This window comes from Agromyces cucurbitae (genome assembly GCF_058349945.1).
Genome location: NZ_JBYRES010000001.1, coordinates 375700 through 389263 on the forward strand (window position 1 = coordinate 375700; position 13564 = coordinate 389263).

The following is a 13564-nucleotide window of genomic DNA, read 5'->3' on the forward strand; positions in this document are numbered from 1 at the left end:
CGACTTCGTCCGACAGGTCGCGCGCCGGCGCGCCGTGACGGGCGGTGGGCGGAATGCGGCGCCTAGTGCGACTCGTCGGCGCGCACGCCGAACACGGCCTCGAGGCCGTCGATCCACGCGCGCTGCTCGCCCGCGCGGGCGTACTCGCGCGAGCGCACCATCGGCGTGTGCAGCAGCACGCCCGCCATGTGCCGGAGCGCCGCCTCGACCCGCTCGTCGGAGGCCTCGTCGCCGGTGCCGCGCGAACGGGCGCGGGTGATCTCGGCCTCGAGCACGCCCTGCACGTGCGCACGCAGCGCCACGACCGAGGGCGCGAGGTCGAGCTCCTCGCCGACGGCGCCGAAGTTGCGGGCGGCGCGCTCGATGAGCACGCGGGCGTCGTCGGAGGCGCCGAGCTCCTCGAGCGGCGCATGCCGGCGGATGGTCTCGAGATCGAGCAGCTCGACGCCGTCGACCTCGACGACGTCGGTCGCGACGTTGCGCGGCATGCCGAGGTCGATCACGAGCTGGCGGGCGCTCTGGGCCGCCTCGGGCACGGGGCACCAGGCACGGAATTCGGCGAGCACGCCGGCGTCGGAGGGCGCAGTGGCCGCGGCATCCGGCCCCGATGACTGCGTCTCGGAGGCGGCGAGTGCGGTGTGCGAGGCGGCGAGCGTCGCCCGTCCGCCCTCGAGCAGCACGCGGTCGACGACGTGGTGCTCGGCGGTCGTGCACGTGATGATGACGTCGGCGGCCGCCGCGGCGATCGCGTAGCCCGCGTGCGAGACGGCGGTGATGTCGTGGTTGCGCGCGAACTTCGCGGCCCGGCCCGAGGGGGAGTAGACGCGCACGTCGTTCGCGCCGCGGTCGCGCAGCGCCGCGAGCGTCGCACCCGCGTACTGGCCCGTGCCGACGAGGAGGACGCGTGCGGCCGGCCAGTCGGTGACACGGCTCGACGCGAGCTCGAGGGCGAGGCGCACGAGCGAGCGGCCGGCGCCGCCGATGCCGGTCTCGTTCTTCACGCGACGCGAGGTCTGCGAGGCGCGCTGGAAGAGGCGTTCGAGCTCGGGGGTCGTGGTGCCCTCGGCGCGGGCGCGCTCGAGCGAGCGGCGAACCTGGCCGGCGATCTCGCCCTCGCCGACGACGACCGACTCGAGGCCCGAGGCCACCGAGAAGAGGTGTCCGGCGACGGCGTTGCCGTGCACGAAGCCGAAGGTGGAGCGCAGCTCGTCGGGCTCGACGCCGGCGGCGTCGCCGACCGCGCGGATCGCGGCGTGCACGGCGGGAACGGGCGAGTCGCCCTCGGCGGTGTCGAGGTCGAGGTAGGCCTCGAAGCGGTTGCAGGTCGCGACGACGACCGCGCCCTGGAGCGAGTCGTGTCGGTCGAGGATGCGCGGCGCGGCGGAGTCCGCGTGCGCCGAAAGCCGTTCGAGGGTGTCGAATGCGGCGTTCTTGTGGCTCGCGGTCAGGCAGATGAGCACCAGACGATTCTACCCGCGGTCGAAAGCGAGGATGACTCGGGGCGCAACAGCCCGTCGACGTGGGGTCGCGGGGGAGCCGCGACCTCTACCGGGCCCCGGCGTAGACCGCCCCGGGCCGGATCACCGGAATCGCCCCCGTCACGGGCGGCGGCTCGATGCCCTCGGCCTTGAGCGCCTCGCGGTGCAGCGCCTTCCAGCCGCGCACGAGCGCGAAGAACGGGGCGTCGCCGAGCGCGTAGGCGCCGGGCCGCGGAGCGCTGAACACGATCGGCAGCTCGACGCTCGTGCCGCCGCGGCGCACGCGCAGCACGAGCACCGAGACGCGCGCACCGCCGATGACCATGGCGTCGGACCGGATGTTGCGCACCTCCCGCCACGGGAAGAAGATCGCCCGACGCGGACGCCGGCCGCCGTTCCAGAACGCGACCCCGAGCTCGTCGGCGACGATCGAGTAGCGGCCGGCGAGGCGGATCGCACGCGGCTCGTCGACGCGCACCTCGTTGAGCAGCCCGACGAGCACACGGGTGCGGATGCCGCAGCTGACCCGGCCGCGCACGCTGGCCTCGAGGGCACGACGGCGCGCCCGGCCGCGGCCGGCTCGGGCGAGTCGCACGAGCAACCAGACGGCGCAGACCGCGGCGGCGGCGGCGATCACGGCGAGGGTCGCGTCACCCCCGGGAACGGCGGGCAGCCGCGGGACGAGCTCGTCGACGCGGGCGGCGCCGAAGACCAGCGCCGCCACGACGATCACCGCGAGGAACGCGATGAGGGCGGTCAGCTTGCGGCGGTGGGGCGCTTCGGACAGGGGGGACGACATCGTTCGGGACCTGCTCACTCCGTGGGGGCGGAGGCGCGCCGCGCTTCGGTGGTGGCGCGTCGTCGTGCGTGGGGGGCGCACAACGCCACCGACCTTACCCCCCTCGCAGCGGCGAACGGAAGAGACGGTGAGGGTTCCTTCGAATCCGCGGGCCGCGGCGATCGTTCTCCCCGCGAGGTGCTCACCGAGATCGACGACGCGCTTCGCTTCCACCTCTCGCTGGAGACACCGCAGCCCTCCCAGCCGGGTGCGAGACAATGTCGGGCGTGATCCTCTCCCCGCAGCATCCCCTCTCTGCCGGCCTCACCAGCGAATCGCGCCTCGTGCGCGCCTACCGGGGCGAGCGCGCCGACACGACCCCCGTCTGGTTCATGCGCCAGGCAGGCCGCTCGCTGCCCGAGTACCGCGACCTGCGGGTCGGCACCCGCATGCTCGACGCGTGCCTCGACCCGGCGATGGCGAGCGAGATCACCCTCCAGCCGGTGCGCCGCCACGGGGTCGACGCGGGCATCTTCTTCAGCGACATCGTCGTGCCGCTCAGGCTCGTCGGCGTCGACGTCGAGATCCAGCCGGGGCGCGGCCCCGTCTTCTCGAAGGGCTATGCGGATGCCGCGGCCGTCGCCGAGCTCACGGCGATCGACCCGGCCGGGCTCGACGCGGCCTCGGGCCCGATCGCCGAGGCGGTGGCGCTGACGATCGCCGAGCTGAACGCGACCGACCCTTCGGCCGGCTCAGGGCAGGTTCGTTCCGGAACAGCCACGCCGCTCATCGGCTTCGCGGGCGCCCCCTTCACGCTCGCCGCCTACCTCGCGGAGGGCGGCCCCTCGAAGGACCACCTCGCCGCCCGCACCCTCATGCACGCCGACCCCGGCGCCTGGCGCGCGCTCATGGAGTGGACCGCCGAGCTCACCGGCCGCTTCCTCCGCACGCAGATCGTCGCGGGCGCCTCGGCCGCGCAGCTCTTCGACTCGTGGGCCGGTGCGCTCTCGCTCGCCGACTACACGACCCACGTCGCCCCGGCGTCGGCACGGGCGCTGAGCTTCGTGCACGACCTCGAGTACGCGACGACGGACACCTCGGGGCAGGCGCAGCCCGCCCGCGCCGTGCCCGTCGTGCACTTCGGCGTCGGCACGGGCGAGCTGCTCGGCGCCATGAAGGAGGTCGGGGTCGACGTCGTCGGCGTCGACTACCGCGTGCCGCTCGATGTCGCCGCCGAGCGCGTCGGCGCGGGCGTGCCGCTGCAGGGCAACCTCGACCCGGCGCTGCTCGCGGCACCGTGGCCCGTGCTCGAGGCGGCCGTTCGCGACGTGCTGCGCGCGGGCCGGGTCGCGCCCGCGCACGTCTTCAACCTCGGCCACGGGGTGCCGCCCGAGACCGACCCGACCGTGCTGACCCGCGTCGTCGAGCTCGTGCACGAGGCAGGCGCGGCATGACCGACGGGGCCGAGCGCATCGAGGTCGAGACCGCCGACGTCGTCGTGATCGGCGGCGGCGTCGCCGGCATGGTGGCCGCGCTCGAGTGCGCCAAGATCGGCCTGCGCGTCACGCTGCTCGAGCGCCGCGACGCGCTCGGCGGATGCGTCGGCCGGATCGAGCTCGACGGGCTCACCCTCGATTCGGGCGCCGAGTCGTTCGCGACGCGCGGCGACACGGTCGCCGAGCTCGTCACCGCGCTCGGGCTCGACGACGAGGTCGTCGACCCGAACCGCGCCGGGGCCTGGCTCGTGTGGGGCAGCGCGCCGGGTGCGAAGGGTGCGGCCGATGCGCTCGACGCCGCCCCGCTCCCGAAGACCGGCATGCTCGGCATCCCCGCCAACCCGCTCGGCGACGACGTGCGCCGCATCATCGGGTGGAACGGCGCGATCCGGGCGTATGCCGATCGGCTCATGCCGATCCTGCGCATCGGCCGGGCGCACAGCCTCGGCGAGCTGGTGCGCTCGCGCATGGGGTCGGCGGTGCTCGACAAGCTCGTGACCCCTATCTCGGCGGGCGTCTACTCCGCCGACCCGAACCTGCTCGACCTCGACGTCGTCGCCCCCGGCCTCAACGAGGCGATGACCCGCATGGGCTCGCTCTCGGGCGGCGTCGGCCAGCTCGTCGAGCAGCGCCGGGCCGGCGGGGCGGTGCGCGGCCTCCGCGGCGGCATGCACACGCTCGTCGACGCGCTCGCGCGCGAGCTCGCGCGGTTCGAGGTGACCGTGCTCACGGGCGCCGAGGCGACCGCGCTCGAGCGCGTCGGCGACGCCGGGTGGCGTGTGCGCGCGACCCTGCCCGGCGACCAGGGCGCCCTCGCCGCGGGCGGCGCCGTCGCCGGTGGCGTCGCCGGCGACGAGTCGGCCGCCGAGCTCGACCTGATCGCCCCCGAGGTCGTGCTCGCCGCGCCGGCGCACACCTCGCTGCGCCTGCTCGACGACGCCGTCGAGGGCTGGGAGTCGACGAGCGACTGGCCGTCCGCGGCATCCGTCGAGCTCGTGACCCTCGTGCTCGACGCGCCGGCCCTCGACGACGCACCGCGCGGCACGGGCGTGCTCGTCGCCGCCGACACGGCCGGGGTCGCCGCGAAGGCGCTCACCCACTCGACGGCGAAGTGGTCGTGGCTCGCCGACCGGTCGGGCGGGCGCCATGTCGTGCGCCTCTCGTACGGTCGCGCCGGACAGCCGAACCCGCTCGACGGCCTCACCGACGACGCGGTCGCGGAGCTCGCGCTCGCCGATGCCTCCCACCTGCTGGGCGTGCCGCTCGACGCGACGATGCTGCGCGCGTCGGGCCGCACCGAATGGCGTGACGCGGTCTCACATGCGGCCATCGGCCAGCGCGACCGGGTGCGAGCGCTCGAGGACGCCGTCGCGGCGGAGCCCGGCATCGAGGTCACCGGGTCGTGGGTCGCCGGCACCGGGCTCGCCTCGGTCGTGCCCCACGCGCGCGAGGCCGCGGCGCGAATCCGCCATCGTGCGGTGGGCCGCCGCGAGCAGGGCTGACCGCTCGGCGGCTCGGCGGCTCGTCTGCTCAGCCGTCAGCCGCTCGGCGGCTCGTCAGGCGAGCGTCGCGGCGAGCTGCTCGCCCGTGAGCTCGCGGTCGGCGTAGACGAGCCGGATCGCCGCGGGGTCGGGGTTGCCGGCATCGGGTGCGCGGTGGCGCAGCTCGAGCCCGACCTTCTCGGCGACCCGCGCCGAGGCGCGATTGTGCTCGAGCAGGTAGGCGACCACGGGCAGCTCGGGGCGGCGCGCCCGCGCCTCGTCGATCGCGGCGACCGAGAGCTCGGTCGCGTAGCCGCGGCCGTGCGCCTCGGGGCGGAACCGGTAGCCGAGGTTCCAGAACGCACGGGCGTTCGTCGCCCCTCCGCGGATCGCGCAGCCGCCGTGGCCGATCACGGTCGCCGGGTCGTCGATCGTGCGCACCGTCCAGGCGGCGAACCCGGAGTCGCGCCAGTCGGCCAGCCACCGGCCGAGCACCGTGCGCGTGTCGTCGAGCCCGGCGTGCCGGCCAGACGGCAGGTGCCGCCACGTGCGGGCATCGCCGTAGATCTCGTGGAGCGGCTCGAGGTCGGACGCGACGGTCTCGTCGAGCAGCAGGCGGGCGGTGCGTCGGGTCATGCGAGGGAGTCTAGGTGCGACCGCCGACGCCGTCGTCGCGGCCGCCGCATCGCATAGCCGAAACGGAATATTTCGCCGCAACCCCCTTGCGCGCCTCGGCGCGGGGTCTACGCTGGAAAGGTCGCTGTGGCTCAGCAGCGGGGGAAGACGGGGTGCACATGAAGGGCAAGATCCTCTTCGTCGTGGGGCTCGGCGTCGGCTACGTGCTCGGCACGCGGGCCGGTCGCGAGCGCTACGAGCAGATCAAGCGCGCCGCCGAGGGCGTGTGGAACACGCCAGCCGTGCAGCAGGGCGTCGACCAGGTCAAGGGCTTCGCCGCCTCGAAGGTGGGCGACCTCTCCGACTCGGTGCTCGACGGCGTGAAGTCGTTCATCGGCAACGCGACGCGCGGCTCGGGCGCGACCAAGGGCGACGTCACCGATGCGGCCGCCAAGGCCAAGCGCGGCGTGTCCGACGGTGCGAGGGCCGCGAAGTCGGCGGTCGACGGCGTCGCCGACACGCTGAGCGACGCGATCGACTCCGCCGCCGAGGTCGCCGAGGGCGCGGCGAAGCCGTCGAAGCCCGCGCCGAAGCGCTCCACGTCGCGCGGCGCGAAGCCCGCGGCATCCGATTCCTAGCACGCTCAGGCACAGACGGGAGGCGACCGCGCGATGGCCGCACCGACCAACGACGACCGCTCGCTGTTCACGCTGATCGGCGAGCTGCCCGACACGATCTCGAACCTCGTGCGGGCCGAGATCGACCAGATCAAGGCCGAGATCACCTACAAGGTGAAGCACTTCGGCATCGGCTCGGGATTCTTCGTGGTGGCGCTCATCGTGCTGCCGTTCCTCATCTTCACCCTGCTCGCCTCGGCGATCTTCGCGCTCGCGCTCGTGATGCCGGCCTGGGCGGCAGCCCTCGTCGTGTCCGGCGTGCTCGTGCTCGTCATCGCCATCCTCGTCTGGATCGGCATCGTGAACTTCCAGCGGGGCTCCGAGCCCCTCGAATCGGTCGAGAGCCTCAAGGCCGACCTCGACGCCCTGAAGGGAACGGGTGACTATGACCGCCGCTACTGACGCGCCCCGTCCCTCGAAGCGCGAGTCGGCGCAGCGCGAGCGCAACCTCACCCGGGTGCAGGCGCGGGCCGCGTCGCGCCAGGCGCGCGACGAGTTCGCCCGCACGCTCGACGCCCTCGAAGACAAGCTCAACGTGCCGAAGCAGGTCGGCATCCGCGTCGACCGCGCGAAGGTCTCGCTCAAGCGGTTCTACGACGAGCAGCCGGGCGTCGCGATCGCGGCCGCCGTCGGCGTGGCCGCCGCCGTCGGCGGGCTCGTGTGGCTCGTCGTGCGATCGAAGCTCGGCGACTGAGCGGGCCGAAGCGAGGGGATGCCCCGGTGTCGACGTCCTCCACGGACACCGCCGTCGAACGGGTGACCGATGCCATCCGCTCGGAGATCCTGAGCGGCGCGATCGCACTCGGCTCGCCGCTGCGAGAAGAGGCGCAGGCGGCGCGGCACGGCGTGTCGAGGCACACCGTGCGCTCGGCGTTCCAGCGGCTCGTGGCCGAGCGGCTCGCCGAGGCCGAGCCGTACCGCGGCGTGCGCGTCGTGAGCTTCGACCGAGACGAGATCCGGGCGCTGCAGCAGCTGCGGGCGGCGCTCGAGGGCGAGGCCGTGCGCATCGTCGCCGAACGGCACGGCGACGCGTGGCCCGGGGAGGTGCTCGCGCCGGCAGAGGAGGTGCTCGCCGCGCTGAGCGGGCTGCAGAGCGAGCACGCCGAGGCCGACTGGCTCGAGGTCGAGCGGTTGCACGCCGACTTCCACCGCGCGATCGTCGCGGCATCGGCGAGCCCCCGCATCGTCGAGGCGCACGACGCGCTCGGCAGCGAGCTGCTGCTGTTCCTGCTGCACGTGCGGCCGCACTACACGCTCGAGTCGATCATCGACGAGCACCGGCAACTGCTCGCCGACGTGCAGACCCGCGGACCCGAGGCGATGCGCGAGCATCTCGGACACTCGACCGACCTGCTGCTCGACGAGGCGGCCGGCGACGCCCTCACGCCGTGATCGCGGCGTACCAGATGAGCAGCAGCGTCACGACGAACCCGACCGCGTAGTTGATGGCGAGGAACCGCTTCCAGCCGGCGTTGGCCCGGCCCGACGTCGCGTCGGTGACGTCGATGAACGGCGCCGCCGCCACGATGTAGGGCACGACGAGCACGGCGGCGAGGGGACCGGGCCACGAGGTGGCGAACATGAGCACACCGGCGACCGCCCAGAGCGCGATCGCCAGGCGCACGGTGCGTCGCGCGCCCATCGCCGTCGCGATCGACGCGATGCCGCCGGCCCGGTCGGGCACGATGTCCTGCACGGCGCCGAACGCATGGCTCGCCACACCCCAGGCGAAGAACGCGAGGAGCAGGGCGATGAGCGGCGGCGTGAACGCGGCGCCGGCGAGCACGAGCCCGTACACCGCGGGACCCACGAAGTGCGCGCTCGACGTGATCGAGTCGAGCCCGGGCACCTCCTTGAAGCGCAGGCCGGGCACCGAGTAGGCGGCGACCGCGAACAGGCACGCCGCGAGCACCGCCGACGCCGCGGCACCGCCGAGGAGCACGAGCACGACGACGAACGGCACGCAGGCCGCGATCGCGGAGACGATCGTCAGCCGGTGGCGTCCGGGCACGAGCAGTGCGCCCTCGGCCCCGCCCTTGCGCGGGTTCGCGGCATCCGAGGCGTAGTCGAAGACGTCGTTCACGCCGTACATCGCGAGGTTGTAGGGCACGAGGAAGAACAGCGTGCCGACGACGAGGGCGATGTCGACCTCGCGCGTCGTGAGCAGGTACGCCGCGGCGAACGGGAAGGCCGTGTTCACCCAGCTCAGCGGACGCGACGCCGTGATGAGATCGGCGAACGCGCTCCGTCGGCGCACGTCAGTCGGCATGGCGTCGTCCGTCGAACAGGTTCCAGAGCCCGCTGAGCAGCAGGACGCCGGCGATCGGGTAGGCGACGTCCTCCACGGGGGCGAGCCAGAGGCGCACGCCCCAGATGTGCGCGTCGCCGTACCCGAAGAGCCCCGCGGCGATCATGATCGAGTCGAAGACCACGGTGAGCACGACGAGGATGCCGCCGCTCGCGAGCACGGCCGCCCAGTGCCCCCGGGGCGCGCGCCGTGCTCCGGCCGCTCCGACGGCGATCGCCACGGCCAGGAACACCGCCGAGAGCACGAGGTAGGTCATCGGTCCACCTCCCGCCTCGACGCGAGGCGCAGCGCGGCCGTGTAGAGCACGAGGGTGAGGTAGCCGAGGAAGGCGAGGAACACGAGCTCCTCGACGGGCAGCTCGGGCGCGAGCAGGAGTCCCGTGCTGATCGCGTTCTCGGTGCGGTGGAAGATGCCGAGGGCGATGCCGGCGAGGTCCCACACGACGAAGAACACGACACCGGCCGCGAGCACGATGCCGGCGCGTCGCGCACGACCCGGTGCGGCGAAGACGAGGCGAAACCGCACGTCGACGAGCACCACGCACGCGATCGTGACGACGAGCGCTCCGAGGTAGAGGAGGCTCATCTCGTGAGCCCCTCGGGTTCGTGACGCGGCTCGGGGCGCGGCTCGGGCGCCGGCTCCGCCAGTCGAGCGGCGCCCCGCTCGCCGCGCACGGCCTTCGCCACGAGCTCGGCGCTGATGAGGCACATCGGCAGCCCGATGCCGGGCACCGTCGTCGCACCGGCGGAGTAGAGCCCGCGCACGGTCCTCGACCTCGTCCGACCGCGCAGGAATGCGCTCTGCCGCAGCACGTGGGCCGGGCCGAGCGCCGAGCCCTGCCACGAGCCGAACTCGGCGGCGAAGTCGCCCGGCCCGACGGTGCGGCGCACGACGACGCGGTCGGCGAGGTCGGCGATGCCCGCCCACGCGGCGATCTGGGCGATCGCGGCATCGGCGATCCGCTCGATCTGCGGATCCCCCCTCCCGTCGACGCCGCCGCGGCCGAGCTGCGGGTCGGCCGGCACGGGCACGAGCACGAACAGGTTCTCGTACCCCGGCGGGGCGACCCCGGCGTCGGTCGCGCTCGGCATGCACACGTAGAGCGACGCGGGGTCGGGCACCGAACGGTCGCGGCCGAGGATGCGCGCGAAGTTCTCGCGCCAGTCGGCGGTGAAGAGCAGGTTGTGGTGCAGCAGTCGCGGCAGGCGCCCCCGGATGCCGAGCATCACGAGCACGGCACCCGGGCCGGGGTCGACGCGGCGCCACGACGACTCCGATCGGCTCCGGTGCGCGCGGGGCAGCAGGTCGGCGTCGGTGTGGTGCTGGTCCGCCGCGGAGACGACGAGGTCGGCGGCGACGGTGCGGGCGACGCCGTCGCCGCCGCGCACGCGGATGCCTCGCGCCGACCCCTCCTCGACGAGGATGCCGGTCACGCGCTCGCCCGTCAGGATGCGTGCGCCGGCGTCTTCGGCGAGCCGGCGGATGCGGTCGACGAGCTCGCCGAAGCCACCGCGCGGGTAGCGCACGCCGTCGTCGAGGTCGAAGTGGCTCATCAGGTGGTAGAGGCTCGGCGCGGCGTACGGCGAGGTGCCGAGGAACACGGCCGGGTAGCCGAGCACCTGGCGCAGTCGCAGATCGTCGAATCGGCGCGCGATCAGCCGGTCGAGCGGTTCGAACAGCAGCCGGGCCAGCCGGCCGGCCTGCTCGAGCAGCGGGCGGCCGAGGAGCGACGACGGCGACGAGAAGTCGTTGTAGAGGAAGTGGTCGAGCGCGAGCCGCGCCGTCGACCCGGCCGAGTCGAGGTAGCGCTCGAGCTCGGCGCCCGCTCCCGGCTCGACGCGCTCGAAGGTGCGCGCCGCCCGCTCGCGGTCGGCGTGGAGATCGAGCGGCGCGTGCTGCTCGAAGAACACGCGATACGCGGGGTCGAGCGCGACGAGGTCGAGCTGCGCCGCGGCGCTCGTGCCCATGAGCCGGAAGAAGTGCTCGAACACCTCGGGCATGAGGTACCACGAGGGGCCGGTGTCGAAGCGGAAGCCGTCGACCTCCCAGCGCCCCGCGCGGCCGCCGACCTCGTCGCGGGCCTCGTGCACCGTCACGTCGTGGCCGTCGCGCGCGAGGAGCGCAGCCGTGGCGAGCCCCGCGACGCCCGCTCCGATGACGACGGCGCGGCTCACGGACGAGCCTCCCCGACGAGCGGGGCGGCCGGTGCGGTCGGCCCGGGGCGCGGCATCCGCCGGCCCGGTGCCACTGTCGCGCGGAGGAGCAGGCCCGCCTTCGTGGCGGCGGGAACCCTGATCCGTGCGGCGAGGAGCTGCTCGGCCGGCGTGCGCCGGAGTCTCGCCGAGAGCTCGGCGAAGAGCCCGTGCGCCGCGGCCACCGCTCGCCGGCACCCCGAGGGCAGCTCGCCGATCACCTCGCCCGCGATCGCGAGGTCGTGATCGATGTCGTCGAGCAGCCGTGCCGTCTGCGACTCGGTGAGGTGCTCGGGGTCGATGCCCGGCAGGTAGCGTCGGCCCCGGCCCTCGACGTCGTCGCGGAGGTCGCGCAGGAAGTTCAGCTTCTGGAAGGCGGCGCCGAGGTGGCGGGCTCCGCGCTGCCAGCGCGCGTCGCGCTCGGCGTCGGCCGGGAGTCCCTCGCTGAACGCGCGCAGGCACATGAGCCCGACGACCTCGGCCGAGCCGTAGACGTACTCGCGCAACTCGTCGTCGTCGAAGTCGACGGCATCGAGGTCGCGTCGCATCGAGGCGAAGAACGGGCGAGTCGACTCCTCGCCGAACCCGGTCGCGCGCGCCGTCTGCGCGAAGGCGTCGACCACGAGGTTCGCGCTGTAGCCGCAGCGCATCGCCTGCTCGGTCTCGGCCTCGAGCGCGTCGAGCATCCGGCGGCGCTCGGCGCGGTCGAGGCCGGCCGCCTCGGCGGGGCCGTCGACGACCTCGTCGGCGACGCGCACGAGCGCGTAGATCGCCGCGACGTGCGTGCGCACCCGGCGCGAGCAGAGCCGGCTCGCGAGTCCGAACGAGGTCGAGTACTCGGTGATGACCGTGGCCGCGCCGAGGCGCGCCGTGCGGTGGTACAGCTCGAGTCCCGTCGCCGTCATCGGACCCGCTCCACGCATCGCCGGGTCGTCGCGGTGAGCGCATCGCGCAACGGCGCGGGGAATCCGGCCGCCTCGATCTCGGCGACCGCCTCGTCGCAGCGCTCCTCGATGATCGACTCGACCCGGTCGAGCGCGCCGCTCGCCGTGATCGCCGCACGCAGGCGCAGGGCGGCCGGCTCGTCGAGGTCGGGCCGGCCGAACTCGTCGGCGACCACCGACCAGCCCGCGTGCTCGCGGGCGAACGCGATGAGCAGCGTCTGCTTGCCCTCCCGCAGGTCTCCCAGCACGGTCTTGCCCGTGACGGCGCTGCTGCCGAACACCCCGAGCACGTCGTCGCGCAACTGGAACGCGACGCCGAGGTGCCGGCCGACCTCGCCGAGTCGTGCGACCGCCCGCCCCGATGCCCCGCCGAGCAGCGCGCCCGATTGCAGCGGGGCGCTGAACGAGTACGCGGCGGTCTTGTGCTCGACCATCGCGATGATCTCGTGCGGTGTCGGCGCGCCGGTCGCCTGCCGGACGTCGGCGAGCTCGCCCGCGGCGGTCAGGAACACGCAGTCGTCGAGCACGTCGAGGAGCGCGACGCGGACCCGGCCCGGCGCGTCGATCCCGGCGACGATCCGATGCGCCGAGCTGATCAGCAGGTCGCCCGCCAGGACGGCGGCCGCCTCGCCGTACTCGCGGGAACGCGCTTCGCCGACGCCGCGCCCGCGGGCCTCGACCATGAAGCGACCCGTCACGTTCGGCACGCCGCGGCGCACGAGATCGTGGTCGATGACGTCGTCGTGCATGAGGAACGCGGTGTGCAGGAGCTCGAACGCGGCGGCGAGCCGGACCGCCTCGGCGTGCCCGGCCCCCGCGTACGCCGAGTACGCGGCGAGCACGAGCTCGGGCCGGAGGCGCTTGCCGCCCGTCGCGCTCTCGTGCGCCGCCGACCACAGCCGGGCGTACCCGTCGTCGCGCGCGGCCGCGCTCGCGATCCTGGCGGCGAAGAACGCATCGAGGAACGCGTCGACCTCGGCGGTGCCGAGCAGCGACGGACGATCGAGCACGGCGCCGATCATGAGGCGAGCACCCGCGGTTCGGTCGAACCGCCCAGGAACGGCAGCAGCCGTGCCTGGAGCACGAGCCACGGGCTGAACGCCCACGGGGCGACCTCGATCGCCGAGGAGAGGTCGGCCGGGTCGACCCACGCGACCTCCATCACCTCGTTCGGATGGGGATCGGGGATCGAGTGCGTCCGGGCCGTGTAGACGGGGCACAGCTCGTTCTCGACGATGCCCGACGCATCGACGGCGCGGTAGTGGAAGAACGGCAGCACGGGCTCGACGTCGTCGAGCTCGAGGCCGAGCTCGAAGTCGCCGCGCCGGCGGATCGCGTGGAGCAGCGTCTCCGACGGCGCGGGGTGCCCGCAGAACGAGTTCGTCCAGACGCCCGGCCAGGCCTGCTTCGCGAGCGCCCTGCGCGTCACGAGCAGTCGGCCGGCGGCGTCGAACACGTGGCACGAGAAGGCGAGGTGCCGGGCGGTGTCGGCGCCGTGGACGCTCGCCTTCGGTGCGCGCCCGACGGGGCGGTCGTCGGCGTCGAGCAGCACGACTTCTTCGATCGATGCGGCGGTCATGGAGAACTCCCGGTTC

At 74.1% G+C, this 13564-nt stretch carries 16 protein-coding genes; 6 read left to right on the plus strand and 10 right to left on the minus strand.

Annotation, left to right across the window (positions count from 1 at the left end; genetic code table 11):
• Positions 1–62: 62 nt before the first annotated feature.
• Together AC3RJ6_RS01840 and AC3RJ6_RS01845 are read right to left on the minus strand one after the other, a co-directional pair.
• Positions 63–1460 (minus strand): glutamyl-tRNA reductase, encoded by a 1398-nt coding sequence (locus AC3RJ6_RS01840; protein WP_491425156.1) that lies wholly within the window; start codon positions 1458–1460, stop codon positions 63–65.
• Positions 1461–1545: 85 nt separating this feature from the next.
• Positions 1546–2277 (minus strand): hypothetical protein, encoded by a 732-nt coding sequence (locus tag AC3RJ6_RS01845; protein ID WP_491425157.1) that lies wholly within the window; start codon positions 2275–2277, stop codon positions 1546–1548.
• A gap of 257 nt (positions 2278–2534) precedes the next feature.
• Here AC3RJ6_RS01845 and hemE point away from each other — a divergent pair, with 257 nt between their 5' ends.
• Both hemE and AC3RJ6_RS01855 read left to right on the plus strand, forming a co-directional pair.
• Positions 2535–3710, plus strand: coding sequence for a uroporphyrinogen decarboxylase (hemE, locus tag AC3RJ6_RS01850; RefSeq protein ID WP_491425158.1), 1176 nt, complete (start codon positions 2535–2537; stop codon positions 3708–3710).
• Positions 3707–5254 (plus strand): protoporphyrinogen/coproporphyrinogen oxidase, encoded by a 1548-nt coding sequence (locus tag AC3RJ6_RS01855; protein WP_491425159.1) that lies wholly within the window; start codon positions 3707–3709, stop codon positions 5252–5254. The genes hemE and AC3RJ6_RS01855 overlap by 4 nt, the downstream gene beginning before the upstream one ends.
• 54 nt (positions 5255–5308) lie before the next feature.
• Here AC3RJ6_RS01855 and AC3RJ6_RS01860 read toward each other — a convergent pair whose 3' ends face one another.
• Positions 5309–5869 carry a GNAT family N-acetyltransferase gene (locus tag AC3RJ6_RS01860; RefSeq protein ID WP_491425160.1) on the minus strand — a complete coding sequence of 187 codons (561 nt, stop codon included), beginning with the start codon at positions 5867–5869 and terminating at the stop codon, positions 5309–5311.
• A gap of 158 nt (positions 5870–6027) precedes the next feature.
• On the opposite strand from AC3RJ6_RS01860, the gene AC3RJ6_RS01865 reads away from it, so the two are divergent.
• From AC3RJ6_RS01865 to AC3RJ6_RS01880, 4 genes are read left to right on the plus strand one after another with little or no spacing between them, the layout of a single operon-like run.
• Positions 6028–6486 carry a hypothetical protein gene (locus AC3RJ6_RS01865; protein ID WP_491425162.1) on the plus strand — a complete coding sequence of 153 codons (459 nt, stop codon included), beginning with the start codon at positions 6028–6030 and terminating at the stop codon, positions 6484–6486.
• 33 nt (positions 6487–6519) lie between these two features.
• Positions 6520–6927: a phage holin family protein gene (locus tag AC3RJ6_RS01870; protein WP_491425163.1), complete on the plus strand. Its 408-nt coding sequence runs from the start codon at positions 6520–6522 to the stop codon at positions 6925–6927.
• Entirely contained in the window at positions 6911–7219 is a 309-nt protein-coding gene (locus AC3RJ6_RS01875; RefSeq protein ID WP_491425164.1) for a DUF3618 domain-containing protein, read from the plus strand. The genes AC3RJ6_RS01870 and AC3RJ6_RS01875 overlap by 17 nt, the downstream gene beginning before the upstream one ends.
• A gap of 26 nt (positions 7220–7245) precedes the next feature.
• Positions 7246–7917, plus strand: a complete 672-nt coding sequence (locus AC3RJ6_RS01880) for a GntR family transcriptional regulator (protein ID WP_491425165.1) — start codon at positions 7246–7248, stop codon at positions 7915–7917.
• Here AC3RJ6_RS01880 and AC3RJ6_RS01885 read toward each other — a convergent pair.
• From AC3RJ6_RS01885 to idi, 7 genes are read right to left on the minus strand one after another with little or no spacing between them, the layout of a single operon-like run.
• A complete protein-coding gene (locus AC3RJ6_RS01885) occupies positions 7907–8794 on the minus strand; it encodes a prenyltransferase (protein ID WP_491425166.1) in 888 nt (295 codons plus the stop codon). The genes AC3RJ6_RS01880 and AC3RJ6_RS01885 overlap by 11 nt on opposite strands.
• Positions 8784–9089 carry a lycopene cyclase domain-containing protein gene (locus AC3RJ6_RS01890; RefSeq protein WP_491425167.1) on the minus strand — a complete coding sequence of 102 codons (306 nt, stop codon included), beginning with the start codon at positions 9087–9089 and terminating at the stop codon, positions 8784–8786. The genes AC3RJ6_RS01885 and AC3RJ6_RS01890 overlap by 11 nt, the downstream gene beginning before the upstream one ends.
• A complete protein-coding gene (locus AC3RJ6_RS01895) occupies positions 9086–9418 on the minus strand; it encodes a lycopene cyclase domain-containing protein (protein ID WP_491425168.1) in 333 nt (110 codons plus the stop codon). The genes AC3RJ6_RS01890 and AC3RJ6_RS01895 overlap by 4 nt, the downstream gene beginning before the upstream one ends.
• Positions 9415–11007 (minus strand): phytoene desaturase family protein, encoded by a 1593-nt coding sequence (crtI, locus tag AC3RJ6_RS01900; protein ID WP_491425169.1) that lies wholly within the window; start codon positions 11005–11007, stop codon positions 9415–9417. The genes AC3RJ6_RS01895 and crtI overlap by 4 nt, the downstream gene beginning before the upstream one ends.
• Positions 11004–11930 (minus strand): phytoene/squalene synthase family protein, encoded by a 927-nt coding sequence (locus tag AC3RJ6_RS01905; protein WP_491425170.1) that lies wholly within the window; start codon positions 11928–11930, stop codon positions 11004–11006. The genes crtI and AC3RJ6_RS01905 overlap by 4 nt, the downstream gene beginning before the upstream one ends.
• Positions 11927–12979 carry a polyprenyl synthetase family protein gene (locus AC3RJ6_RS01910; RefSeq protein WP_491425171.1) on the minus strand — a complete coding sequence of 351 codons (1053 nt, stop codon included), beginning with the start codon at positions 12977–12979 and terminating at the stop codon, positions 11927–11929. The genes AC3RJ6_RS01905 and AC3RJ6_RS01910 overlap by 4 nt, the downstream gene beginning before the upstream one ends.
• A gap of 8 nt (positions 12980–12987) precedes the next feature.
• Entirely contained in the window at positions 12988–13548 is a 561-nt protein-coding gene (gene idi / locus AC3RJ6_RS01915) for an isopentenyl-diphosphate Delta-isomerase (RefSeq protein WP_491425172.1), read from the minus strand.
• Positions 13549–13564: the final 16 nt, after the last annotated feature.

Bases quoted from the DNA above. Each gene is read 5' to 3' on its own strand.
- AC3RJ6_RS01845 (WP_491425157.1), bottom strand. From the start codon at position 2,277: ATGTCGTCCCCCCTGTCCGAAGCGCCCCACCGCCGCAAGCTGACCGCC.
- hemE (WP_491425158.1), top strand. From the start codon at position 2,535: ATGTCGGGCGTGATCCTCTCCCCGCAGCATCCCCTCTCTGCCGGCCTC.
- AC3RJ6_RS01855 (WP_491425159.1), top strand. From the start codon at position 3,707: ATGACCGACGGGGCCGAGCGCATCGAGGTCGAGACCGCCGACGTCGTC.
- AC3RJ6_RS01860 (WP_491425160.1), bottom strand. From the start codon at position 5,869: ATGACCCGACGCACCGCCCGCCTGCTGCTCGACGAGACCGTCGCGTCC.
- AC3RJ6_RS01865 (WP_491425162.1), top strand. From the start codon at position 6,028: ATGAAGGGCAAGATCCTCTTCGTCGTGGGGCTCGGCGTCGGCTACGTG.
- AC3RJ6_RS01870 (WP_491425163.1), top strand. From the start codon at position 6,520: ATGGCCGCACCGACCAACGACGACCGCTCGCTGTTCACGCTGATCGGC.
- AC3RJ6_RS01875 (WP_491425164.1), top strand. From the start codon at position 6,911: ATGACCGCCGCTACTGACGCGCCCCGTCCCTCGAAGCGCGAGTCGGCG.
- AC3RJ6_RS01885 (WP_491425166.1), bottom strand. From the start codon at position 8,794: ATGCCGACTGACGTGCGCCGACGGAGCGCGTTCGCCGATCTCATCACG.
- AC3RJ6_RS01890 (WP_491425167.1), bottom strand. From the start codon at position 9,089: ATGACCTACCTCGTGCTCTCGGCGGTGTTCCTGGCCGTGGCGATCGCC.
- AC3RJ6_RS01895 (WP_491425168.1), bottom strand. From the start codon at position 9,418: ATGAGCCTCCTCTACCTCGGAGCGCTCGTCGTCACGATCGCGTGCGTG.
- AC3RJ6_RS01905 (WP_491425170.1), bottom strand. From the start codon at position 11,930: ATGACGGCGACGGGACTCGAGCTGTACCACCGCACGGCGCGCCTCGGC.
- idi (WP_491425172.1), bottom strand. From the start codon at position 13,548: ATGACCGCCGCATCGATCGAAGAAGTCGTGCTGCTCGACGCCGACGAC.